General features: G+C 63.1%; 19 protein-coding genes and 2 pseudogenes. 12 read left to right on the forward strand and 9 right to left on the reverse strand.

Annotation, left to right across the window (positions count from 1 at the left end):
- From GIW02_RS23085 to GIW02_RS23095, 3 genes and pseudogenes are all read left to right on the forward strand, one after another.
- Positions 1-80, forward strand: a pseudogene (locus tag GIW02_RS23085) (multidrug transporter); the annotation flags it as partial.
- A 14-nt stretch (positions 81-94) separates the two neighbouring features.
- Entirely contained in the window at positions 95-907 is an 813-nt protein-coding gene (locus tag GIW02_RS23090) for an SDR family oxidoreductase (RefSeq protein ID WP_236419047.1), read from the forward strand.
- On the forward strand, positions 908-1,309 hold the full coding sequence (locus GIW02_RS23095; protein ID WP_236419049.1) for a DUF4440 domain-containing protein: 402 nt from the start codon (positions 908-910) through the stop codon (positions 1,307-1,309).
- Between the two features lie 102 nt (positions 1,310-1,411).
- On the opposite strand, the gene GIW02_RS23100 is transcribed toward GIW02_RS23095, so the two are convergent.
- Genes GIW02_RS23100 through GIW02_RS23115 form a run of 4 tightly spaced genes read right to left on the reverse strand, consistent with a single transcriptional unit; the run spans position 1,412 to position 6,172 of the window.
- Entirely contained in the window at positions 1,412-2,272 is an 861-nt protein-coding gene (locus GIW02_RS23100) for an HlyD family secretion protein (RefSeq protein WP_236419052.1), read from the reverse strand.
- A gap of 10 nt (positions 2,273-2,282) precedes the next feature.
- Complete coding sequence (locus GIW02_RS23105; RefSeq protein WP_236419055.1) at positions 2,283-2,483, reverse strand: DUF1656 domain-containing protein; 201 nt, start codon at positions 2,481-2,483, stop codon at positions 2,283-2,285.
- Complete coding sequence (locus tag GIW02_RS23110) at positions 2,473-4,650, reverse strand: FUSC family protein (RefSeq protein ID WP_236419056.1); 2,178 nt, start codon at positions 4,648-4,650, stop codon at positions 2,473-2,475. The genes GIW02_RS23105 and GIW02_RS23110 overlap by 11 nt, the downstream gene beginning before the upstream one ends.
- Positions 4,651-4,660: 10 nt before the next feature.
- Complete coding sequence (locus GIW02_RS23115) at positions 4,661-6,172, reverse strand: efflux transporter outer membrane subunit (RefSeq protein WP_236419058.1); 1,512 nt, start codon at positions 6,170-6,172, stop codon at positions 4,661-4,663.
- A 181-nt stretch (positions 6,173-6,353) separates the two neighbouring features.
- On the opposite strand from GIW02_RS23115, the gene GIW02_RS23120 reads away from it, so the two are divergent.
- The 5 genes from GIW02_RS23120 (at position 6,354) to GIW02_RS23140 (ending at position 11,483) form a co-directional block, all read left to right on the forward strand.
- Positions 6,354-7,322, forward strand: a complete 969-nt coding sequence (locus GIW02_RS23120; RefSeq protein ID WP_058422937.1) for a LysR family transcriptional regulator — start codon at positions 6,354-6,356, stop codon at positions 7,320-7,322.
- A gap of 811 nt (positions 7,323-8,133) precedes the next feature.
- Complete coding sequence (locus GIW02_RS23125) at positions 8,134-9,108, forward strand: 2-hydroxyacid dehydrogenase (protein ID WP_236417684.1); 975 nt, start codon at positions 8,134-8,136, stop codon at positions 9,106-9,108.
- Positions 9,109-9,241: 133 nt separating this feature from the next.
- Complete coding sequence (locus GIW02_RS23130) at positions 9,242-10,144, forward strand: chemotaxis protein CheV (RefSeq protein ID WP_101266687.1); 903 nt, start codon at positions 9,242-9,244, stop codon at positions 10,142-10,144.
- Between the two features lie 3 nt (positions 10,145-10,147).
- On the forward strand, positions 10,148-10,630 hold the full coding sequence (locus GIW02_RS23135) for a GNAT family N-acetyltransferase (protein WP_236417682.1): 483 nt from the start codon (positions 10,148-10,150) through the stop codon (positions 10,628-10,630).
- A 109-nt stretch (positions 10,631-10,739) separates the two neighbouring features.
- Positions 10,740-11,483 (forward strand): YkgJ family cysteine cluster protein, encoded by a 744-nt coding sequence (locus tag GIW02_RS23140; RefSeq protein WP_236417681.1) that lies wholly within the window; start codon positions 10,740-10,742, stop codon positions 11,481-11,483.
- 31 nt (positions 11,484-11,514) lie between these two features.
- On the opposite strand, the gene GIW02_RS23145 is transcribed toward GIW02_RS23140, so the two are convergent.
- The 5 genes and pseudogenes from GIW02_RS23145 to GIW02_RS23160 all read right to left on the reverse strand — a co-directional run bounded on the left by GIW02_RS23145 (position 11,515) and on the right by GIW02_RS23160 (position 15,691).
- Positions 11,515-12,678: a transporter substrate-binding domain-containing protein gene (locus GIW02_RS23145; RefSeq protein WP_236417679.1), complete on the reverse strand. Its 1,164-nt coding sequence runs from the start codon at positions 12,676-12,678 to the stop codon at positions 11,515-11,517.
- A gap of 159 nt (positions 12,679-12,837) precedes the next feature.
- Entirely contained in the window at positions 12,838-13,911 is a 1,074-nt protein-coding gene (locus GIW02_RS23150; RefSeq protein ID WP_456361673.1) for a methyl-accepting chemotaxis protein, read from the reverse strand.
- Between the two features lie 219 nt (positions 13,912-14,130).
- Positions 14,131-14,412, reverse strand: a pseudogene (locus GIW02_RS27410) (PAS domain-containing protein); the annotation flags it as partial.
- A 107-nt stretch (positions 14,413-14,519) separates the two neighbouring features.
- Complete coding sequence (locus tag GIW02_RS23155; RefSeq protein ID WP_236417675.1) at positions 14,520-15,290, reverse strand: transporter substrate-binding domain-containing protein; 771 nt, start codon at positions 15,288-15,290, stop codon at positions 14,520-14,522.
- Positions 15,291-15,457: 167 nt separating this feature from the next.
- Positions 15,458-15,691 (reverse strand): hypothetical protein, encoded by a 234-nt coding sequence (locus tag GIW02_RS23160; RefSeq protein ID WP_236417673.1) that lies wholly within the window; start codon positions 15,689-15,691, stop codon positions 15,458-15,460.
- 212 nt (positions 15,692-15,903) lie between these two features.
- Here GIW02_RS23160 and GIW02_RS23165 point away from each other — a divergent pair, with 212 nt between their 5' ends.
- The 4 genes from GIW02_RS23165 to GIW02_RS23180 are packed head-to-tail and all read left to right on the forward strand — an operon-like array spanning position 15,904 to position 22,220.
- Positions 15,904-17,070, forward strand: a complete 1,167-nt coding sequence (locus GIW02_RS23165; RefSeq protein WP_236417671.1) for an efflux RND transporter periplasmic adaptor subunit — start codon at positions 15,904-15,906, stop codon at positions 17,068-17,070.
- Positions 17,067-20,162, forward strand: coding sequence for a multidrug efflux RND transporter permease subunit (locus GIW02_RS23170; RefSeq protein WP_236417665.1), 3,096 nt, complete (start codon positions 17,067-17,069; stop codon positions 20,160-20,162). The genes GIW02_RS23165 and GIW02_RS23170 overlap by 4 nt, the downstream gene beginning before the upstream one ends.
- Before the next feature lie 26 nt (positions 20,163-20,188).
- Complete coding sequence (locus tag GIW02_RS23175; RefSeq protein ID WP_053254480.1) at positions 20,189-20,866, forward strand: heavy metal response regulator transcription factor; 678 nt, start codon at positions 20,189-20,191, stop codon at positions 20,864-20,866.
- Entirely contained in the window at positions 20,856-22,220 is a 1,365-nt protein-coding gene (locus tag GIW02_RS23180; protein WP_236422095.1) for a heavy metal sensor histidine kinase, read from the forward strand. Before GIW02_RS23175 ends, GIW02_RS23180 begins: the two co-directional genes overlap by 11 nt.
- Positions 22,221-22,388 lie beyond the last annotated feature (168 nt).

The raw sequence follows: 22,388 nt of genomic DNA on the forward strand, positions 1-22,388 counted from the left end.
CCCCGCCCCTGCGCCCCGGCTACCGCCCGCAGACCCTGGAATTTCGCGCCGAGCACCTGCAAGGCAGTTTCTCGGACTGACAAAGGAATGATCCATGCCCAACGTACTGATCACCGGTTGCTCCAGCGGCATCGGCCGCGCCTTGGCCGACGCCTTTAAAGCGGCAGGCTATGAGGTGTGGGCCAGCGCCCGGGGTGAAGCCGACGTCGCCGCCCTCACGGCGGCAGGCTTCAACGCCGTACAGCTGGATGTAAATGATGGCGCCGCGTTGCAACACCTCGCCGAACAATGGGGCGAGCTGGATGTGCTGATCAACAACGCAGGCTACGGCGCCATGGGTCCCCTGCTTGACGGTGGCACCGAGGCCATGCAGCGGCAATTCGAAACCAATGTATTTTCTATCGTCGGCGTGACCCAGGCGCTGTTCCCTGCGCTGCGCCGTGGCAAGGGGCTGGTGGTGAACATCGGCAGTGTGTCCGGCGTATTGGTCACGCCGTTTGCCGGTGCGTACTGCGCCTCCAAAGCTGCCGTGCATGCCTTGAGTGACGCGCTGCGCATGGAGCTGGCGCCGTTTGGTGTGCGGGTAATGGAAGTGCAACCCGGGGCTATCGATACGCGCTTTGCAAAAAACGCCGGCGCCCAGGCCGAATTACTGATCAGCGAGCAGTCGCCGTGGTGGCCGCTGCGCGACAGCATTCGTGCCCGCTCTCAGGCCTCGCAGGACAAGCCCACACCCGCCAGCCAATTTGCCGCCCGCGTACTGCACGCCGCACAGCAACCGACCCCGCCGCGCTTATTGCGCGCCGGCAATGGCAGTCGAGCGTTGCCGTTAATGGCCGCCTTGTTGCCCAAGGGATTATTGGAAAAAGTGTTGAAGAAACGCTTTGGTTTGAACGGGAGTTTATAAATGATCGACTACAGCGACTTCTTCGACGAAGTGATCCAGACCCATGTCGAGATTGAACAGTGGTTTGCCGGTGTTGCCCCCGAGGGCACACTGCAAAGCCTGCTGGCGCGCTTCTCCCCCGACTTCAGCATGGTCGCCCCTGCCACCGGCACGCGGGTCAATGCGGCTGGGGTCAACGCGCTGTTCACCCGCCTGGGCGGCATGCGCCCGGGGTTGAAGATCACCTTGAGTGAAATGGCCGGGATCGATCGACATGCGCGCGGGGCTACGGTGACTTACCGTGAGCATCAAATCGATGACAGCGGCACACAGACCGATCGACGCGCCACGGTGGTGTTTGAGAAGCAGGCCAGCGGCGCGCTGTTGTGGCGCCACTTGCATGAAACCTTCATCAAGGCTTAACACGGTCAACATGTGGGAGGGGGCTTGCTCCCGATAGCGGTGGGTCAGTGACTGATGCAGTCGCTGACACTCCCTCATCGGAGGCACGCCCCCTCCCACATTTCAGTTCAGTGTTGGGTTGACGATCACCGTGCAGGTGATCCCCGCCGCCAGCAGCACGCCCTCCGGCACCTCATCAATGTGAATCCGCACCGGCACGCGCTGGGCCAGGCGCACCCAGTTGAAGGTTGGGTTCACATCGGCGATCAGCTCGCGGCTTTCGGGGTTGTCGCGGTCGTAGATGCCGCGCGAGATGCTTTCCACATGGCCTTTGAGGGTCTCGCCGCTCATCAACTGCATATCGGCTGTGTCGCCGACTTTGACGTGAGGCAGCTTGGTTTCTTCGAAGAAGCCATACACCCAGAACGAGTTCATATCGACCACGGCCATCTTCGCTTCGCCGATGCGTGCGTAGTCGCCACGGTGCACGTTGAGGTTGGTGACGTAACCGTCGACGGCGGCCACGACGTGTGTGCGTTTGAGGTTGAGCTCGGCGGCTTCCAGTTGCGCCAGCGCGTGCTGGTAGTCGGCCAGGGCCGAGTCGGCGATGTTGCTGGCGTCGTCGCGGTTTTCCCTGGAGATCACCAGGGCGTCGAGGTCGGCGCGGCGGTGGGCGTTGACCTTGCGCATTTCCCAGGTGGCTTTGCGCGAGGCGACTAACGATTGCGCCTGCTTGACCGCGATGCGGTAGTGCTCGGGGTCGATCTGCATCAGCAGGTCGCCCTTTTTCACCAGCTGGTTATCGCGCACCGGCACGTCGACCACTTCGCCGGTGACATCGGCGGCTACGTTGATGATGTCGGCACGCACGCGGCCATCGCGGGTCCAGGGGGTTTGCATGTAGTGCACCCACAGCGTGCGGCCAATCCAGATCGCCAACGCCAATACCAGCAAGGTCGCGAGCAGGCTGAAGAACTTTTTCATCGGGGCATTCTCAACGGTAGACGGTCAGCGCCAGGGCGCCGAACAGACAAACGAACAGGCTCAGGCGCAGCAGCGCCGGGTGCCAGAAAAAACGGTACAGGTCCAACCCGGCCAGGCAGCGATCCAGCGCCCAGGCCAGCCCCGCAGCGATCAGAAACATCAGGGTCATGGTCGGCATATAGATGCCGTGGAACGCGATTTCACGGGGCATTCGGGGCTCCTTTAAGGGCCGCCAGTGGCGATTGCGGGTCCAGCAATGAAGTGCGGATAAAGTGCAGGTAGCTCTTCACCCGGCGCAGCGCCGAGGTGTCGAAGTGCGGGGCGAAGGGTTCGTCGGTGGCCTGCACGCGGCTGATCGCATGGTCGACCGCGATCAGGCCGCGCTCCAGGTTGCTCGCGCTGGGTTGCAGGAACAGCCGCACCAGCGAGCGCCCCATCACGCGGATCGCCTGACGCCAGGGCTGGGATTCGGCATACGCCGGGTGCACCGGCAAAATCGCCTGTTCCTTGCGCAGCTCGATGATCGCGTGACCGACCTCCAGCACCACAAACATCCAGCGCAGCAAATCGCGCTGTACCAGGGGCTGGCCGGCAGCGAGGCCGTAGGCCTGGTGCAGCAGGTCGCGGGTACGGCTTTCGAAACTTGACGCCAGGCCCTTGAGCTTGCCGCTGATGGCGTACACCACCTGTTCGCGCAGGTCCTGCTCCAGGCGGCGCCATAGCCAGCGGCTGTTGGGCGGCAGGATGATCGCCCCCGCCGCCGCGCACACCAGCATGCCGATGACCATGGCGATGTAGTCATTAATAAAGGTGTAGGGGTTGTAGACCGTGAGGTTGTCCGGCACCGAGCCGGTGCTGAAGAAGATCAGCAGGCCCAGGCCCACTCCGGCGTAGTGCGGGCGGGAAGCGAGGAACGCACCGAGCACGATCACCGGCGCGAGCATCACGCAGAGCAGTGGGAAACCGTCGATCCAGGGGAAGATGAAAAACATTTCCACAAAGCCCACCAACGCGCCGATCAGGGTGCCGCAAGCCATCTGGAACGCCATGCGCTTGGGGTTGGGCGTGGCGGCGGACAGGCCGACCGTTGCGGCGGCGATCAGGGTCATGGTGGCGCCGCTGGGCCAGGCGGTGGCCACCCAGTAGCTGCCCAGCGCAATCAGGATGAACGACGCGCGAATGCCCGAGGCGGCGCAGGCCAGCCAGTTGGTTTTGGGGATGAAGGTCTCGTCCCACTGCTCGCGCGCGTGGCTGTGGTCGGCCAGGGACGCGTGGGTCTGCGCGTAGTTGTGCAGGTCGTCGACAAAGCGGTAAAGCAACTCGTAGGCGGTGTGAAAATCCAGCTGCTCGGCTTCGCTCGGGTTGCCCTCCTGAAAGCTCGCGCGCAGGCTGCGCACTTTGGCGGGCAGGCTGTCCTTGTAGGCGCTCAACTGGTTGACCAGGCGCGCGGCGTCGGGACTGGTGAGGGCGCGACCGGAGAAACCGTCGAGCACTTCGGCGAGGTCTTGCAGGCCGGGCTTGATGGCCGCCACCACGTGGTCGGCCGCATCGGTGCGCAGGCGTTCGAGCAACTGGTGCAAGGCATTGAAGCGCGTGGTGATGCTCATGAATTCGCTGTTGAGGCGGCTGAGCCGGCCATTGCGCCGACGCATGTGCGGGTCTTCAAATACCGTGACGCTGCGCAGCCCTTCCAGGCCGACGGCTTCGGCGATAAAGCGCACGTTGCTGGCCTCGAACCCTTCACGCTGGCTGCGTCCGCGCAGGCCGTCGGTGACGAACAACGCGAACACGCCAAAGCGCTGATACAGCGCGTTGCGCATGGCCGCGCTGCTGGTTTGCGGCAGGATCGCGGCGCTGACCAGCGTGGCGCACAAGATCCCCAGCGAGATTTCCAGCACCCGCCAGACCGCCGCCATAAATGCGCCGTCCGGATGAGCCAGGGCTGGCAAGCCAACCATCGCCGCCGTGTAACCGGCCAGCACAAACCCATAGGCGCGAAAGTTGCGGTTGCGCGTGGCGCCGGCGGTGCAGAGGCCGACCCAGATGGCCAGCGCGCCGAGAAACAACTCGGTGTTCTGCGCGAACATGGCGATCAGCAACACCATCACCGCCGACCCCGCCAAGGTGCCGAGGAAACGGTAGAAACTCTTGGCGAACACCTGGCCGCTCTGCGGTTGCATCACGATAAACACGGTGATCATCGCCGTGCGCGGTTGCGGCAGTTCCAGGCGCATGGCCAGCCACAGGGTGAGGAACGCGGCGATCAGCACCTTGAAGATATACACCCAGGTCACGCCATCGCTGCGTGCCCAGTCGAAAAAACCACGGCGCCACTCAAGGGAATGCAGCCAGCGCAGCGGTGCAGGCAAGGGAGTCATCGAATCCTACTCAGTGATCAAACACGGCCAGCGCCGCCGGGGTTTTGCTCGGGAGGGTCTGGGCTGGTTGCGGCACATCGTTACCGGCACCGAGGCCACCACCAAGCGCCGTCACCAATTCAGCGTGGGCGCTGAGTCGCGCCGCCTGCACCTGTTGCTCGACCTGCTGCTGGCGGAACAGCGAGGTCTGGGCGTTAAGCACATTGAGGTAATCCGTGAGGCCGCGCTGGTAGGCGATCATCGCGATGTCATAGGTTTTCTGCGCCGAGGCCACCGACTGCGCGGCGAAGCTCGCCTGCTTGTCCATGGACTCGCGGCGGATCAACTGGTCGCTGATGCCCCTGAGCGCATTGACCAGGGTCTGGTTGTACCGGGCTACGGCGATGTCATACCCGGCGCTGGCCTCGCCCAATTGCCCGCGCAGACGGCCACCGTCGAAGATCGGCAAGGTGATTGCCGGGCCGACGGTGTAGTTGAATTTCTTGCCGGCAAGAAACTCCAGCATGCCGCCGCCGGTGGCCATGTAGCCGAGGCTGCCGACCAGGTCGACGTTGGGGTAGAAACCGGCATGGGCCACATCGATACCACGGGCCTGGGCCGCCACCTGCCAGCGGCTGGCGACTACGTCCGGGCGCTGCCCGAGCAATTGCGCGGGCAGGTTCGAAGGCAATTTCAGCGGCGCGGCGAGGGACAGCGTGGGGCGCTGCAACTGCGCCCCCGCCCCCGGGCCTTTGCCGGCCAACGCCGCCAGCTGGTTACGGCTCAAGGCGATTTCTTCGTCCAGGGCATCCAGTTGGCGATGGGTTTCCGGCAGCGGGGTTTCGGCCTGGCTCACGTCGAAGTGAGTGCCGATGCCGGCGTTCAGGCGTTTGTTGGCCAAGTCTAGAATCTGCTGTTGCTGGGCCAATGTGGCCGCGACGATATCGCGGTTGGCGTACTGCAACGACAGCTGGATATAGGCGCGCACCACGTTGTTCTGCAGCTCAAGCTGGGCCTGTCGCGCTTCAGCAGCGCTCACGTGCGCCAGGTCGACGGCACGCTCGCTGGCATTGCTTTCACGGCCCCACAGGTCAAGGGCGTAACTCAGGCCCAGGGACGAGGTGTTGTCCCAGGTAGTGGCCCCGCTCAGCTCGCCCGGCCCGTAGAACTGATCCTTGGGCCAGTTGTGGCGCTTGAGCGTGGTGTCGCTGTTGACCTGCAACGACTCGGCCGACTCGGCAATCCCGGCCATCGCTCGCGCTTCACGCACCCGCGCGGCGGCCATGGCCAGGCTCGGGCTGTTTTGGGTAGCGAGGTCGACCCAGCGGGTCAGTTGCGGGTCGCCATAGGCCTGCCACCACTGCGCGGCGGGCCAGTGGGCGTCCTGGGTGGCGCGCTGGATCGCTTCGTCGGTAGCCAGGTTATTGGCGTTGAGGGACTGGCCTTGTGGGGCGATTCCTCCGGTTCCGATGCAGCCGCTGATTGCTAACGATAAGGCCCAAACACTGAGAGTCTTTAGCTCTCTGCTGATGCGACGCGGCACGGCGAACGAATTCCTGAGGTGGTGTTGCGCGAAAGTGGCGCAATTCTAGGCGGCGGCATGGAGGACGATAAGCTGGCATTCCTGTGAATCTTTGTTACCGTTCAAGCGATAATCCGTTGGTAGGGATCACTGGACGGCGTAACTTTCTGTCACAATTTGTTATCTCCCCTGAGAACACTCCATGGACACTTTGCAAAACATGCGCGCCTTCAGTTGCGTGGCCGAAGCCGGCAGCTTCACCGCCGCCGCCGTGCAACTGGACACCACCACCGCCAACGTCTCGCGCGCGGTCTCCAACCTGGAGGCCCATCTGCAAACCCGCTTGCTCAACCGCACCACCCGGCGCATTGCCCTCACCGAAGCCGGTAAACGCTACCTGCTGCGCTGTGAACAGATCCTTGCTTACGTCGAAGAAGCCGAAGCCGAAGCCAGCGACGCCCACGCGCGCCCTGCCGGGCAACTCAAAGTGCACACCATGACCGGTATCGGCCAGCATTTCGTCATCGACGCCATTGCGCGCTACCGCCGCACGCACCCGGACGTGACGTTCGACCTGACCCTGGCCAACCGTGTGCCGGACTTGCTCGATGAGGGCTACGACGTGTCCATCGTGTTGGCCAGCGAGTTGCCGGACTCGGGTTTTGTGTCGCAGCGTCTGGGCATCACCTACAGCATCGCGTGTGCCTCGCCGGATTACGTCAAGGCCAAGGGCTGCGCCCATCGCCCCAATGACCTGCTCAACCACGCCTGCCTGCGCCTGGTCAGCCCGGTGATCCAGCTGGATAAATGGACGTTCAACGGGCCTGAAGGCCAGGAGAGTGTGGCGATCAACACTTCGCCCTTCCTGGTGAATTCGGCGGATGCGATGAAAACCGCGATTACCAGCGGCATGGGCATCGGCTTGCTGCCGGTGTATGCGGCGATCGAAGGTCTGCGTAACGGCACGCTGGTGCGGGTGATGCCCAACTATCGGTCGCAGGAGTTGAACCTGTATGCCATCTACCCTTCGCGGCAGTATCTGGATGCGAAGATCAAGACGTGGGTGGAGTATTTGCGGGGGTCGTTGCCGGAGATTCTGGCGGCGCATCAGGCGGAGCTGGTGGCTTATGAGTTGAGTGGTAGCCTCAGCGGTGCGCGACTGGCGAACTGACTTTTATCTGGCGACACCGATTCAATGTGGGAGCTGGCTTGGCTGCGAAGGCGGCCTGACAGCCGGCCTGTATGTTGGGCGGGGTGCATATCCGTTATTTAGGTTACGGCGGCTATGGGTTCCGCTCTTACAGCGGGTCACTTTGGAAAAGCACCAAAGTAACCAAAGTGCTCTTGCCCCACCACTCGGCACCTCGCTCACGCTCGGTGTGCCCGCCCGCAGCCTTGAATCCGTGGGCCGCCGCGATGGGCCATCCTTGGCCCAGCGCGGCTAACCCGGCGTCCTGCCGGGTTGCCCACGGATTCAAGCCTGCGTTCGGCCAGCGTGGTTGATGGGGCGCCTCAGATCAAGATCAAGATCAAAAGCAGAGCACGGCGGCCTGACAGCCGACCTGAGTGGTGTAGAGCAAAAGCGCGGGTTGTGGGCTGGCTTGGCGGCCTTGGATCTGACCGGAGTTACGCCTTTTGAATGCGGTCAAAATGTGGGAGGGGGCTTGCTCCCGATAGCGGTGTGTCAGCCAATGCATCTGTGACTGCCACACCGCTATCGGGAGCAAGCCCCCTCCCACATTTGATCGAGTCAGGCTTCAATGCTCAGGCCGGTTGTCAGGCCGCCTCGCTTTGTTTTTGATCTGGCCCTTACATCCTTTGCGCTGACGAAGTCAGCGATCTTTTGATCTGAAGCTTTTGATCGTGATCTTGATCTTAGGCGCCCCGTTAAACACGCTGGCGGAACGCAGGCCAACCTGACAACCCCCTGCAAGAATGTTAGCGTGCTTACCATTCTTCCGTAGTCGATGAGCCCGCCTGCAATGAAAAAGACTGTCCTCGCTTTCAGCCGCGTCACCCCGCAAATGATCGAACGTCTGCAACAGGATTTCGAGGTGATCGCGCCCAATCCCAAGCTGGGTGACATCAACGCGCAGTTCAACGAAGCCCTGCCCCACGCCCACGGCCTGATCGGCGTGGGTCGCAAGCTGGGGCGCGAGCAGTTGCAAGGCGCGAGCAAGCTGGAAGTGGTGTCCAGCGTGTCGGTGGGCTACGACAACTACGACGTGGCGTACTTCAACGAGCGCGGGATCATGCTCACCAACACCCCCGATGTCCTCACCGAAAGCACCGCCGATCTGGCCTTCGCCTTGCTCATGAGCAGCGCACGCCGCGTGGCCGAGCTGGACGCCTGGACCAAAGCCGGCGAGTGGAAAGCCAGCGTCGGCGCGCCGTTGTTCGGCAGCGACGTGCATGGCAAGACCCTCGGGATCGTCGGCATGGGCAATATCGGCGCGGCCGTGGCCCGTCGCGGGCGCCTGGGCTTCAACATGCCGATCCTGTACAGCGGCAACAGCCGCAAGACTGCGCTTGAGCAGGAACTGGGCGCGCAGTTCCGCAGCCTCGACCAGTTGCTGGCCGAAGCGGACTTCGTCTGCCTGGTGGTGCCATTGAGCGACAAGACCCGCCACCTGATCAGCACCCGCGAGCTGGGGCTGATGAAGTCCAGCGCAATCCTGATCAATATTTCCCGTGGCCCGGTGGTCGATGAACCGGCACTGATCGAAGCCCTGCAAACCCAAAAAATCCGTGGTGCCGGGCTGGATGTGTATGAGCAGGAGCCATTGGCCGAGTCGCCGCTGTTCCAACTGAGCAATGCCGTGACCCTGCCGCATATCGGCTCGGCCACCCATGAAACCCGTGAAGCCATGGCCAACCGCGCCCTGGAAAACCTGCGCAGCGCCTTGCTCGGCCAGCGTCCACAGGACCTGGTAAATCCGCAGGTGTGGAAAGGCTGATCATCCCCCCCAGTGGGAGAGGGCTTGCTCCCTCCCACATTGACTCAGCCCGATACAAAATCCGGTTAAAGCCTGGACCCGCCAAGTCGATAACCCTCTATAGATCGTCATCCCTGATTCACAGAAGGTTTTTATGTCCACCACCAAAGCCCGCGCAGACTCACTCTCGCTTCTGCTCTTTACCTTGCGTAGCGGCAAGCTGATGGCGATCAACCTGCTGAAAGTCAGCGAAATCATCCCCTGCCCGCCGCTGACCAAGCTGCCGGAGTCGCACCCCCACGTCAAAGGCATCGCCACCCTGCGGGGTAACTCGCTGGCGGTGATCGACCTGAGCCGTGCCCTGGGGGAAATGCCGCTGGCAGACCCGGACGGTGGCTGCCTGATCGTCACCGACGTAAGCCGTTCCAAGCAGGGCCTGCATGTGCAGGCGGTGAGCAAGATCGTGCACTGCCTGACCACCGACATCCGCCCGCCGCCTTACGGCTCCGGCGGTAACCGCGCATTTATCACCGGGGTCACCCAGGTGGAAGGCGGCCTTGTCCAAGTGCTGGATATCGAAAAAGTCATCCACGGCATCGCGCCGGCGCCGATTGAAGCAGCGCCCACCGACCTGACCATGGAAGAGGCCGAAGTGCTCGGCAACGCGCGGATTCTGGTGGTGGACGACAGCCAGGTGGCCCTGCAACAGTCGGTGCACACCCTGCGCAACCTCGGGCTGACCTGCCACACCGCACGCAGTGCCAAGGAAGCCATCGATGTGCTGCTGGAGCTGCAAGGCACGGTCGAGCAGATCAACGTAGTGGTGTCCGACATCGAGATGTCGGAAATGGACGGCTACGCCCTCACCCGGACCCTGCGCGAAACCCCGGACTTCCAGCAGCTCTACGTGTTGCTGCACACCTCCCTGGACAGCGCAATGAACAGCGAAAAAGCACGCCTGGCGGGTGCCGACGCGGTGTTGACCAAATTCTCGTCGCCAGAGCTGACCAAGTGCCTGGTGGTGGCCGCGCAAACCGTGGCGCAAAAAGGCCTGTAATCGGTGACGGCGTATTACCAACTGTTGCGCCGCGACCTCACCGGCAGCCTCCCCGCGCCGCAATGGCCAGCGGGGACCGTGCTGGACCACTACCGTGACGCCCTGGCCCCGGCCATCCATGCCGTACTGCGCATGACTCAGGACCAGGGCGGCGGCCGTGTTGCCAACCTGCAAACCTGGCAGCACCGGTTCATCACCGATGCCGAATTCGACCCCGCGCTGTGCCTGGTGGCCAGCAACGCCGAGGGCATTCTTGGTGTGGCCCACTGCTGGACCAGCGCGTTTATCAAGAATCTCAGCGTACACCCCTGCGCCCAAGGCCAAGGGCTGGGCCGCGCGCTGTTATTGCATAGCTTTCAGGTGTTCAAGCAACGCGGCGAGCCCTATGTCGACCTCAAGGTGCGTGAGGACAACCTGCGCGCCCGGCAGCTGTATGAAAGTGCCGGCATGGTCTTCGTGCTGCGCGATGTGGTCACCGAGGACTGACGGGCGCTGGCGCATAACTTGCTTCCAGAGTCCGTGAATGGTGCAAAGAGGTAAAAACCCGTCACCGTTCTTGCGTGCCCTCTGACCTAGCCTGGTGACAGATCCGCCCATGAACACCCATTTTTCCTGCGTTGGCTGCGGCAAATGCTGCACCGATCATCATGTCCCCCTGACCCTCGCAGAGGCCCGTATGTGGGCGGCGGACGGCGGTAACGTCATCGTTCTGGTGGAGGGTTTCCTGGGCAATGGCCTGGGCCTGCCGCAGCAGCAACGCGAACATGCCGAGCGGCGTTCGGTGGTGGTGCCCAGCGGCAACACCGAGGCGTTCGTGGCCATCACCTTTGCCGCGTATAACGCCGGGCGCTGCCGGAATCTTGACGAAGACAACCTGTGTCGCATCTATGAACGTCGCCCGCTGGTATGCCGGATCTATCCGATGGAGATCAACCCGCATATCCCGCTGAACCCTGCTGCCAAGGATTGCCCGCCGGAGTCCTGGGAGCAAGGCCCGGCGCTGATCGTCGGTGGCGAGCTGGCGGACCCGGCGTTGGCGGAGCTGATCCGCCGCTCGCGTCAGGCCGACCGCGACGATGTGCAGACCAAGGAAGCGGTGTGCGCGTTGCTCGGCATTCGCACCACAGCGCTCAAGGGCGATGGGTTTACCGCGTACCTGCCGGACATGGGCGCGTTTGCCCAGGCCATCGAGCGGGCGATGGATCAGCCGTCCGTGGCCAATGAGTGGGTGTTTCATGTGTCCGGCATGGACATTGCCGAACAGGTGCTGGACGCCGGTGCGCAGATTGCCACCGAGGTGCCGGCCAACTATGCATTTATCTCACTGCGCGCCGCGTAGGCGCGCAGGCCACGTTGGATCACAGCGTGGCTCAGAGGCTGGCCATGCACTCGACTTCGATCTGCGCATTGGCTAACAGCTTGGCGCCCACCGTCGTGCGGGTCGGCAAGCGGTCCGCCGGGAAACTGCTGGCGTAAACCTGGTTCATCGCCGCAAAATCCTTGAGGTCGGCAAGAATCACCATGCACTTGGCAACCCGGTCCATCCCGATGCCTTTTGCCTGGAGAATGCCGCGCAGGGTCTTGAAGACCTGCGCGGTTTCGCCGCGAATGCCGCCGGGCACCAGGTCACCGTTTGCATCCAGCCCCAGCAACCCCGAGATATAGAGGGTTTGCCCGACTTGCACGGTCTCTGAAAACGGCAAACCACCCTCTGCCGGCGTGTAAATCATCTTGACCGGTTTGGGCGGGGCCGCGCCCAGGTACGCCCCGGTAATGGCCGCGTACTTGCCATTGTCTTTCAGGCGTTGCAGTGCCGTGTTCAGCGCGGCGGTCAAGGTAGGGTCAGTCTTGCGCGTGGCAATGGCTACGCCGCCGCCCAGCATGTCATCGACAATCGCCGGCCCGGCAAAGGTAAACGCGACGCCCTCAGGCGTGTTCAACAAGGCTTCGTTGATTTCAACGGTGTTTTGCAACGTGGCGTCGATTTCACCGGCCTGCAAACTGCGGATCAACTCGCGATTGAGGCCGAAGCTGCGCACCGTTACTCCCTGCGAGGCCCATCGCGCCTTGGCGAAGGCTTCGCGGCTGGTGCCCGCCAGTACGCCAATGCGTTTGCCACGCAGCGACTGTGGGATTGGTAGCAGGTTGGAGCCGCGAGGCGCTACCAACCGGCTTTCAAGCGCATAGAGGTCGTGGGTGAAGTCGAGGGTTTCACGCCGCGCCGGTGTCGCGGTCATGGGCATGATGGCGTCGAAACGCCCGGCCTGGAGCGCTGCGATGTTAGTCGCATACGGCTGATCGACCCACACGCACCGCGCATTCAGCTCGGCGCACAGCGCATTGCCCAATTCGATATCCAGGCCCGCGAGTTCACCTTGCGCATTGCGGTACTCAAACGGCGGAACATCCGCCTCGACCCCGAAACGTATCTCGCGCCACGGGCTCTCGGGCTGGGGGGCAACCGCGCAGCCCGTCCCGGCCAGCAAAATCAGAGAAAACGTCGCCAACGTCAGCATTCGTCTTGCCGTAGTCATAAACCCGTCCTGTGCCAAAGTAGTGTGAAGCATGCGGGCTGCATCACTTACTGCCCGAACGCACCAAACGTTCTAACAAGCACTGACTGGTCCTCAACTACGACTCGCCTGTTTGTTTTGTAGGATTACTCCCAACCTCAGCGTAGTCGGCTTTTGGCCCTAGTGCCGCCGACCCCAGAACTCCTGCGCCAACTGGCGTAAGTCTTCCGCCAGTGCCGCCACGTCCCCCGAGCTGCGTTGGCTCTGCTGACCGGCGCTGACAGTGGCCTCGCCGGCATTGCGGATGCCCACGACATTACGGTTGATGTCCTCACTCACGGCGCTCTGCTGCTCCACCGCTGCCGCAATCTGCTGACTCATGCTGGTTATCTGGGTAACACGCTGGCTGATGCCGTCCAGTGCCGCCGCCGCCCGCTGCGCCTGTTCGACGCTCGCGTCGACATGCTCGCTGCTGTGCGCCATGGCCTGCACCGCATCGCGCGCGCCGCCTTGCAGGGTGCTGATCATGCGCTGGATTTCATTGGTCGACAGTTGGGTGCGCTGGGCCAGCCCGCGCACTTCATCGGCGACCACCGCAAAACCACGCCCTTGATCGCCAGCCCGCGCGGCCTCGATGGCGGCATTCAGGGCCAACAGGTTGGTCTGCTCGGCAATCGTACGGATCACGTCCAGTACGCCACTGATTTCACCGCTGTGGCTTTCCAGCTGTTGAATCACCTGCGTGGCGCGCGCCAACTCCGCAGACAGGCGCAACACCGCATCGCGGCTGTCATCAACGCGCTGATGCCCATCGCGGGTTTCGTTGCCGGCCTGGTCGGCCGCCTTCGACGCCTGCAGGGCGTGGCTGGCCACCTCGGCGACGCTGGCGGCCATCTGGTGAACCGCCGCCGCCACCTGGTCGGTCCGAGCCTGCTGGCCGAGGCTGCTGGTATGGCTGCTGTGCAACTGCTCGACCAGTTGCGCCGCATGCCCCGACAGGCGCTGGGAGGCATCGCCGATGCGCCCCACCACCGCCCCCACCTGGGCTTCGAGCATTTGCAGGGCGAACTCGATCTGCCCGCACTCATCCCGGCGCCCGGTATAGATCGCCTGGCTCAGGGGGTTGTCGGCGACACGCAGCGCGCGCTGGCTCAACCGCGCCAGCGGCAAAGCGATCGTCTTCACGCCAACCGCCGCTGCCGCACACCCCGCGACCAAGGCAAGCAATTGCCAGGCCGGCGAGTACGTCGCCAAAGTCACGCCCAAGGCCCAGGTCACCGCACAGCTGCCGATGGCCCACGCCAACAATTTTGCCCCCATGCCAACGGCCGGCCACGCCTGCCGCTTGCCCGCGCGCAAACGCCCGTACGCGCGCTCCGCTGCCGCCACCCGGCGCGCATCCGGCTTGGTGCGTACCGATTGGTACTCCACCGTCGCCCCTTCCCGACTCACCGGCGTGGCGTAGGCGCTGACCCAGTAATGGTCGCCATTCTTGCAGCGGTTTTTCACCAGGCCCATCCACGACCGGCCGTCCTTCAAGGTGCGCCACATATGGGCAAACGCCTCGGGCGGCATGTCGGGATGGCGCAGGATGTTATGGGGCACGCCCAGCAGCTCGTCACGGCTGTAGCCGCTGATGTCGATAAAGTCCTGGTTGGCGTAGGTGATCGCACTGGTCAGGTCGGTGGTCGAGAGGATGTTGGCGTCGGGGGCAAAGTCCACATTTCGACCGGTGACCGGCTGATTGATCTTCATGAAAGAGCGCGCTCGTGATTATTGGAGGAGTCGGCAGGGCGTCGACTCTAAGCGCACCGATGGGGCAAACACTGATCCAGCTCATGTTCCGCGCAATTAATTGGCCATCACGGCACTTCCAGGCGATAGGGCGCAAGAATCCGTTGGTATTCGCCGTTTTGCCGCAGCGCTGCAAGGGCGCGGTTGAGGTCATTGCGCAGCGCGGTATCAGCGTTGCGCACCGCAATCGCGGCGCCATCGCCCAGCAGGTCGGCCGAAAGGGCTGGGCCGAGGAAAGCGAAATCCTCGCCGGCGGCGGTGTCGAGCAGCGCTTGGCGGATCTCCACCGGACCCTGCAGCGTGGCATCGATATCACCGGCTACCAGGCTTCGCACCAGTTCATCATTGAGCCAGAAGCTCTTGATGCGCACCCCCGCTGGCGCCCAGGTCGAGCGGGCAAACGCTTCACGGTTGCTGCCGAGCAATACACCCACCCGCTTGCCCTTGAGCGACCTCACGGTTGGCATCAGGCCAGAGGACCGGCGCGCGACCAGGCGTGTGGTGAAGGGGTAAAGGTGATCGGTGAAGCTGACCCATCGCCGCCGCTCGGACGTAGGGGCCATGCCCATGATCGCGTCGAATTGCCTGGCTTCAAGGGCGGGAAAGTTTTCCACAAGCACCTGGTCGACCCAGATGCACCGCACCGCCAACTGCTGGCACAGGGCGTTGCCCAATTCGATATGCAGGCCTACCAGTTGTCCTTGCGGGTTACGGCTCTGAAAGGGAGGGAACTGCGCCGCCACGGCGAAACGGATTTCGTGTCGCGGTGTATCCGCGGCTGCGACGGTATCCGACGAGAAGAGCAAGGCAAGCGCTACAGCAAGATGTATCGGGGCCACGGGAAACGTCCTTTTCCGGAAAGACCAGCCTCACTGCACCCAGCCCGGGTAAAAACCGGGGCGGAGCAGAGGCTGTGCAAGCTTTCAAGAAACGGTCATGGACCTTCAATCAGAAAAATAAGCAGCGCTTGTAGGCAAATGCCAACACAGATCGAGCCTGGTTACTCTCAGCGTTTACCCATGGAGCGACGAGTACCCGGCGGGGCCATGCCCGGCGACTTGGTGTGGCCGTTCTTGGCGCCGTTCTTGTACCAGGGCTGGGCGGCATTCTTGGCCCCGGCCAGTTCACCCGGCTTGAAGGGAAACTTGAACGCCGGGATCTCGGCTTTTTCAACGCCTTCGGCGCTGGCCGGATCGACGGAATCGGTCGCTTCAACAGGCGGTTGTGTCGGGGAAGTCATGGAAGCTCCGGAGCGTGCAGAAAATGACGCGAGGCCGGCTTGCGGGCCTCGCTGGCGCGCAGTATACCTGCCCGCCTCGGATCTTTAACCACCGCCTGTACGAATGGTCGGCCTTTACTGACAGCGCTGTCAGTTAGCAGTCACCTTGCTGACCGGATTGACGGGCTATAAAGGCCTCATCCCCCTCCAACCCTTGCCTTGGCGCCTCACCCATGCAGATTCAACGAAAAACCGCCCTGATTGTGGGTGTCCTCGTGGTGCTGGCCGTTGCCGCCTGGGCGTTGAACCGCCCGGCCAAGGCCAAGCTGGCGGCGCCCAGCGCTATCCCGGTGCGGGTGGTGAGCGTGGCGCAACAGGACATTCCACGCTTTGTCAGCGGGATCGGTTCGGTGTTGTCGTTGCACAGTGTGGTGATTCGCCCGCAGGTCGACGGCATTCTCACCAAGTTGCTGGTCAAGGAAGGTCAGTTGGTCAAGGCCGGCGACCTGCTGGCCACTATCGATGACCGCTCGATCCGCGCCAGTCTTGACCAGGCCAAGGCCCAACTGGGCGAGAGCCAGGCGCAGTTGCAGGTGGCGCTGGTCAACCTCAAGCGCTACAAGGCGCTGAGCGTCGACGACGGCGTGTCCAAGCAGACCTATGACCAGCAGCAAGCCCTGGTCAACCAGCTCAAGGCCACCGCCCAAGGCAACCAGGCGGCGATTGACTCGGCTCAGGTACAGCTTTCCTACACACAGATTCGCTCGCCGGTCAGCGGCCGCGTCGGAATTCGCACCGTGGATGAAGGCAACTTCCTGCGTACCGCCGATACCCAGGGCCTGTTCTCCGTGACCCAGATCGACCCCATCGCGGTCGAGTTTTCCCTGCCGCAACAAATGCTGCCCACCCTGCAGGGCCTGATCGCGGCGCCCACCCAGGCCAGCGTCGATGCCTACATGGGCGCCGACACCGACGGCCAGACTGGCGACTTGCTCGGCGAAGGCCACCTGAGCCTGATCGACAACCAGATCAGTTCCACCACCGGCACCCTGCGCGCCAAGGCCGAGTTCACCAACGCCTCGCAGCGCCTGTGGCCGGGGCAGCTGGTGACGATCAAGATCCAGACCGCCCTCGACAAGAACGCCTTGGTGGTACCGCCGACCGTGGTGCAACGCGGCCTGGATTCGCACTTTGTGTATCGGGTCAACGGTGACAAGGTCGACGTGGTGCCGGTGCAGGTCACGTACCAGGACAGCAACGTGAACATCATCAAGGGCGTGCAGGCCGGTGATGTACTGGTCAGCGATGGCCAGTCGCGGCTCAAGGCCGGCGCCCAGGTCGAGGTGCTCAAGGAGCCGCCGCAAGTGATCCAGACCGTCGACGCCAAGGTGCAGCCATGAGCGGCAGCCGTTCGCCATCGGCGTGGTGCGTCGACCACCCGGTCGCCACCCTGCTGCTGACCTTCGCCCTGGTACTGCTCGGGATGATTGCCTTCCCACGCCTGGCCATCGCCCCACTGCCGGAAGCGGAATTTCCGACAATCCAAGTCAGCGCCACCCTGCCCGGCGCCAGCCCGGACACCATGGCGTCCTCGGTGGCCACGCCGCTGGAGGTGCAATTCAGCGCCATCCCCGGCATGACCCAGATGACCTCCAGCAGCGCCTTGGGCTCAAGCCTCTTGACCCTGCAATTTACCCTCGACAAGAGCATCGACACCGCCGCCCAGGAAGTGCAGGCGGCGATCAACACTGCCTCCGGCAAGCTGCCCAGCGATATGCCCAGCCTGCCGACCTGGAAGAAGGTCAACCCGGCGGACAGCCCGGTATTGATCCTCAGTGTCAGCTCCGACAGCATGCCCAGCACCGAGCTGAGTGACTACGTGGAAACCCTGCTGGCCCGCCAGATCAGCCAGATCGACGGCGTTGGCCAGATCAACATCACCGGCCAGCAACGCCCGGCGATTCGTGTACAGGCGTCGCCGGATAAACTTGCGGCCATCGGCCTGACCCTGGCCGATGTCCGCCTGGCCATTCAGCAATCGAGCCTGAACCTGGCCAAGGGTGCGATCTACGGCGAGAACAGCGTGTCGACCCTGTCGACCAACGACCAGCTGTTTCACCCCGAGGACTACGCGCAACTGATCGTGTCCTACAAGGACGGTGCACCGGTTCAACTGCGCGACATTGCCAAAGTCGTCAACGGTTCGGAAAACGCCTACGTGCAGGCCTGGTCCGGTGATACCCCCGGGGTCAACCTGGTAATTTCGCGCCAGCCCGGCGCGAATATCGTCGAGACCGTGGACCGCATCCAGGCCGAGCTACCGCGCCTGCAAGGCATGCTGCCGGCCTCGGTGCAGGTGAGCGTGTTGACCGACCGCACCAAGACCATCCGCGCGTCCTTGCATGAAGTGGAAGTGACCTTGCTGATCGCGGTCCTGCTGGTGGTGGCGGTGATGGCGCTGTTCCTGCGCCAGCTGTCGGCGACGTTGATTGTGTCCAGCGTGCTCGGCGTATCGCTGGTGGCCAGTTTTGCGCTGATGTACCTGATGGGCTTCAGCCTGAACAACCTGACCCTGGTGGCCATTGTGATCGCCGTGGGGTTTGTGGTGGACGATGCGATCGTGGTGGTGGAGAACATCCACCGTCACCTGGAAGCTGGGCTGGATAAACGCGAAGCAGCGATCAAGGGCGCCGGCGAGATCGGCTTTACCGTGGTGTCCATCAGCTTTTCCCTGGTGGCGGCATTTATTCCGCTGCTGTTCATGGGCGGCGTGGTCGGGCGTTTGTTCAAGGAATTTGCCCTGACGGCGACCTCGACCATTCTGATTTCGGTAGTGGTTTCCCTGACACTGGCGCCCACCCTGGCCGCGCTGTTCATGCGCGCGCCGACCCACGTGGCCCACGACAAACCCGGTTTCAGCGAACGCCTGCTGGCCGGTTATGCACGCAACCTGCGGCGGGCCTTGGCACATCAGCGCACGATGGCGGCGATCTTCGTGGTGACCCTGGCCCTGGCCGTGGTCGGCTACGTGTTTATCCCCAAGGGTTTCTTTCCAGTACAGGACACCGGTTTCGTGCTCGGCACCAGCGAAGCGGCGGCGGATGTGTCGTACCCGGACATGGTCGCCAAGCACAAGGCCCTGGCCGAGATCGTCAAGGACGACCCGGCGGTGCAGGCGTTTTCCCACTCGGTGGGCGTGACCGGCAGCAACCAGACCATCGCCAACGGCCGCTTCTGGATCGCCTTGAAAGACCGCGGTGACCGCGATGTGTCCGCCAGCCAGTTCATCGACCGCATCCGCCCGAAACTGGCGAAAGTGCCGGGCATCGTGCTGTACCTGCGCGCGGGGCAAGACATCAACCTCAGCTCCGGCCCCAGCCGCGCCCAGTACCAATATGTGCTCAAGAGCAACGACGGCCCCACGCTCAACACCTGGACCCAACGCCTCACCGAAAAACTGCGCGCCAACCCGGCGTTCCGCGACCTGTCCAACGACCTGCAACTGGGCGGCAGCATCACCCACATCAGCATCGACCGTCAGGCCGCCGCGCGTTTCGGCTTGACCGCCACCGATGTCGACCAGGCGCTGTACGACGCCTTCGGCCAACGCCAGATCAACGAGTTCCAGACCGAGATCAACCAGTACCAGGTGGTGCTGGAACTGGACACCCAACAACGCGGCAAGGCCGAGAGCCTGAACTACTTCTACCTGCGCTCGCCGCTGACCAACGAGATGGTGCCGCTGTCGGCGCTGGCCAAGATCGACCCACCGACCGTGGGGCCGTTGTCCATCAGCCATGACGGTATGTTCCCGGCCGCCAACCTGTCATTCAACCTGGCGCCGGGCGTGGCATTGGGCGATGCGGTAATCATGCTCAACCAGGCCAAGAACGACATCGGCATGCCGAGCACCATCATCGGCAACTTCCAGGGTGCGGCACAGGCGTTCCAGAGTTCGCTGGCCAGCCAGCCATGGTTGATCCTGGCAGCGTTGGTGGCGGTCTACATCATTCTCGGCGTGCTGTACGAAAGCTTCGTGCACCCGCTGACGATTATTTCCACCTTGCCTTCGGCGGGGTTGGGCGCGCTGATCATGCTGTCGCTGATGGGCCAGGACTTTTCGATCATGGCGCTGATCGGCCTGGTGCTGTTGATCGGGATCGTGAAGAAGAACGGCATCCTGATGATCGACTTTGCCCTGGAGGCTCAGCGCGTCAGGGGCATGTCGCCCGAGGATGCGATTTACGAAGCCTGCGTCACGCGGTTCCGGCCGATCATCATGACCACCCTCGCCGCCCTGCTCGGCGCGGTGCCGCTGATGCTCGGTGCCGGGCCCGGCGCGGAAATGCGCCAGCCGCTGGGCATCGCGGTGGTCGGCGGGCTGTTGGTGAGCCAGGCGCTGACGCTGTTCACCACGCCGGTCATATACTTGTACCTTGAGCGATTTTTCCACCGGCCCAAACCAGCTGCCGAGCTGGCGACCACACACTGAGGCCCGCCTTTGGAGCAAAAAGGCTCATGCGCGTACTGATTATCGAAGATGAAGAGAAAACCGCAGACTACCTGCACCGTGGCCTGACCGAACAAGGCTATACCGTGGATGTGGCCCGCGAAGGCGTCGAGGGTTTGCACCTGGCGCTGGAGAACGATTACGCGGTGATCGTGCTCGACGTGATGCTGCCCGGCCTCGACGGCTTTGGCGTACTGCGTGCCCTGCGTGCGCGCAAGCAGACGCCGGTGATCATGCTCACCGCCCGCGAGCGCGTGGAAGACCGTATCCGTGGCCTGCGCGAAGGCGCCGACGATTACCTGGGCAAGCCCTTCTCCTTTCTGGAGCTGGTCGCGCGCCTGCAGGCGTTGACCCGCCGCAGCGGCGGCCACGAGCCGGTGCAGGTCACCGTGGCTGACCTGTGGATCGACCTGATCAGCCGCAAGGCCAGCCGCAACGGCCTGCGCCTGGACCTGACCGCCAAGGAGTTCTCGCTGCTCAGCGTGTTGGCGCGGCGCCAGGGTGAAATCCTGTCCAAGACCGCGATTGCGGAAATGGTCTGGGACATCAACTTCGACAGCGACGCCAACGTGGTCGAAGTCGCGATCAAACGCCTGCGCGCCAAGCTCGACGGGCCGTTCGAGCACAAGCTGCTGCACACCATTCGTGGCATGGGGTATGTGCTGGAGAACCGCAGTGTCGGCTAACTCTATCGCTTTGCGCCTGAGCGGCATGTTCACCTTGGTGGCGCTGCTGATCTTCCTGTTGATCGGCGGCGCGCTGTACCAGCAGGTGGATCGCGGTCTGGGCCTGCTGCCCGGGGCCGAGCTGGATGCGCGTTACAGCGTGTTGGAATCCTCGGTGAACCGCTTTGGTACGCCGGACCACTGGGTGAAGATCAAAGGCAAGCTCAAGCTGTTGGGTGAAGAAGACAAGCGCATCCGTTTCTGGGTGGTCAGCAGCGATCCGAATTACGAGTATGGCGAGCCGGACGCTCAGATCCGTGCCTTTGCCCAGGGCCCCACGGGCAAGCGCGATTTGCGCCTGCCGGGGCACGACTACCCGTTCAAGGTACTGGTGAGCCAGTTTGCGGCCAAGGAGCAACGCCCGCCGCTGCGCTTTATGATTGCCATCGACACCGAAAACTTCCGTGCGACCCAGCATCACCTGCTGGTGGCGTTGATCAGCCTGGCACTGGTGGGCGTGGTGCTGGCCTCGCTGCTGGGTTTCTGGGTGTCGCGTATCGGCCTCAAGCCGCTGGAAACCCTCTCGGACGAAGCCCGCAAACTCGCGCCGCCCAAACTCTCCGGGCGCCTGCAATTGTCGCCGTTGCCGCCGGAGCTGAGCCAGTTCGTCAACTCGTTCAACTCCACCCTCGACCGCGTTGAGCAGGCCTATTCGCGACTGGAATCGTTCAACGCGGATGTGGCCCATGAGTTGCGTTCGCCACTGACCAATCTGATTGGCCAGACCCAGGTGGCCCTCACGCGCGGGCGGTCGGCCGAGCATTACCTGGAGGTGCTCGAGTCAAATCTGGAAGAGCTGGAACGGCTGCGTTCGATCATCAATGACATGTTGTTTCTCGCCAGTGCCGACCAGGGGAGCAAGGCTACCAAGCTGATCGAAAGCTCCCTGGCCGACGAAGTGGCGACTACCCTCGACTACCTCGACTTCATTCTCGAAGACGCCCAGGTCAAGGTGCGAGTTCGTGGGGATGCCCAGGTGCAGATCGAGAAAGCGCACCTGCGCCGTGCGCTGATCAACTTGCTGAGTAATGCGGTGCAGCACACGGCGCCTGGGCAGGTGATCGAGGTGAACATTGATGTGCTGGAACATCAGGTGGCCATTGGGGTGACCAACCCGGGCGATGAGATCGCCAGCGAGCATCTGCCACGGCTGTTTGAGCGGTTTTATCGGGTGGATGCTTCGCGCAGTAACAGCGGGGCGAATCATGGGTTGGGGTTGGCGATCGTCAAGGCGATTGCTTTGATGCATGGGGGGGATGTGTTTGTGCGCAGTGCGGGTGGGGGGAATACGTTTGGGATTACCTTGCCGGTGTAGGCGGGTTTTGGTGGGGGGCATATCCGTTGCTGCGGTAACGGCGGGTTATGGTTCCGCCCTTACGGCGGGTCACTTTTGGAAAAGAGCCCCAAAAGTAACCAAAAGGGCTCTTGCCCCAACACTCGGCACCTCGCCTAGGCTCGGTGTGCCCTCACTCCGGCTTGAATC

The sequence above is a fragment of the Pseudomonas syringae genome (assembly GCF_021606685.1).
Classification (GTDB): domain Bacteria; phylum Pseudomonadota; class Gammaproteobacteria; order Pseudomonadales; family Pseudomonadaceae; genus Aquipseudomonas; species Aquipseudomonas syringae_R.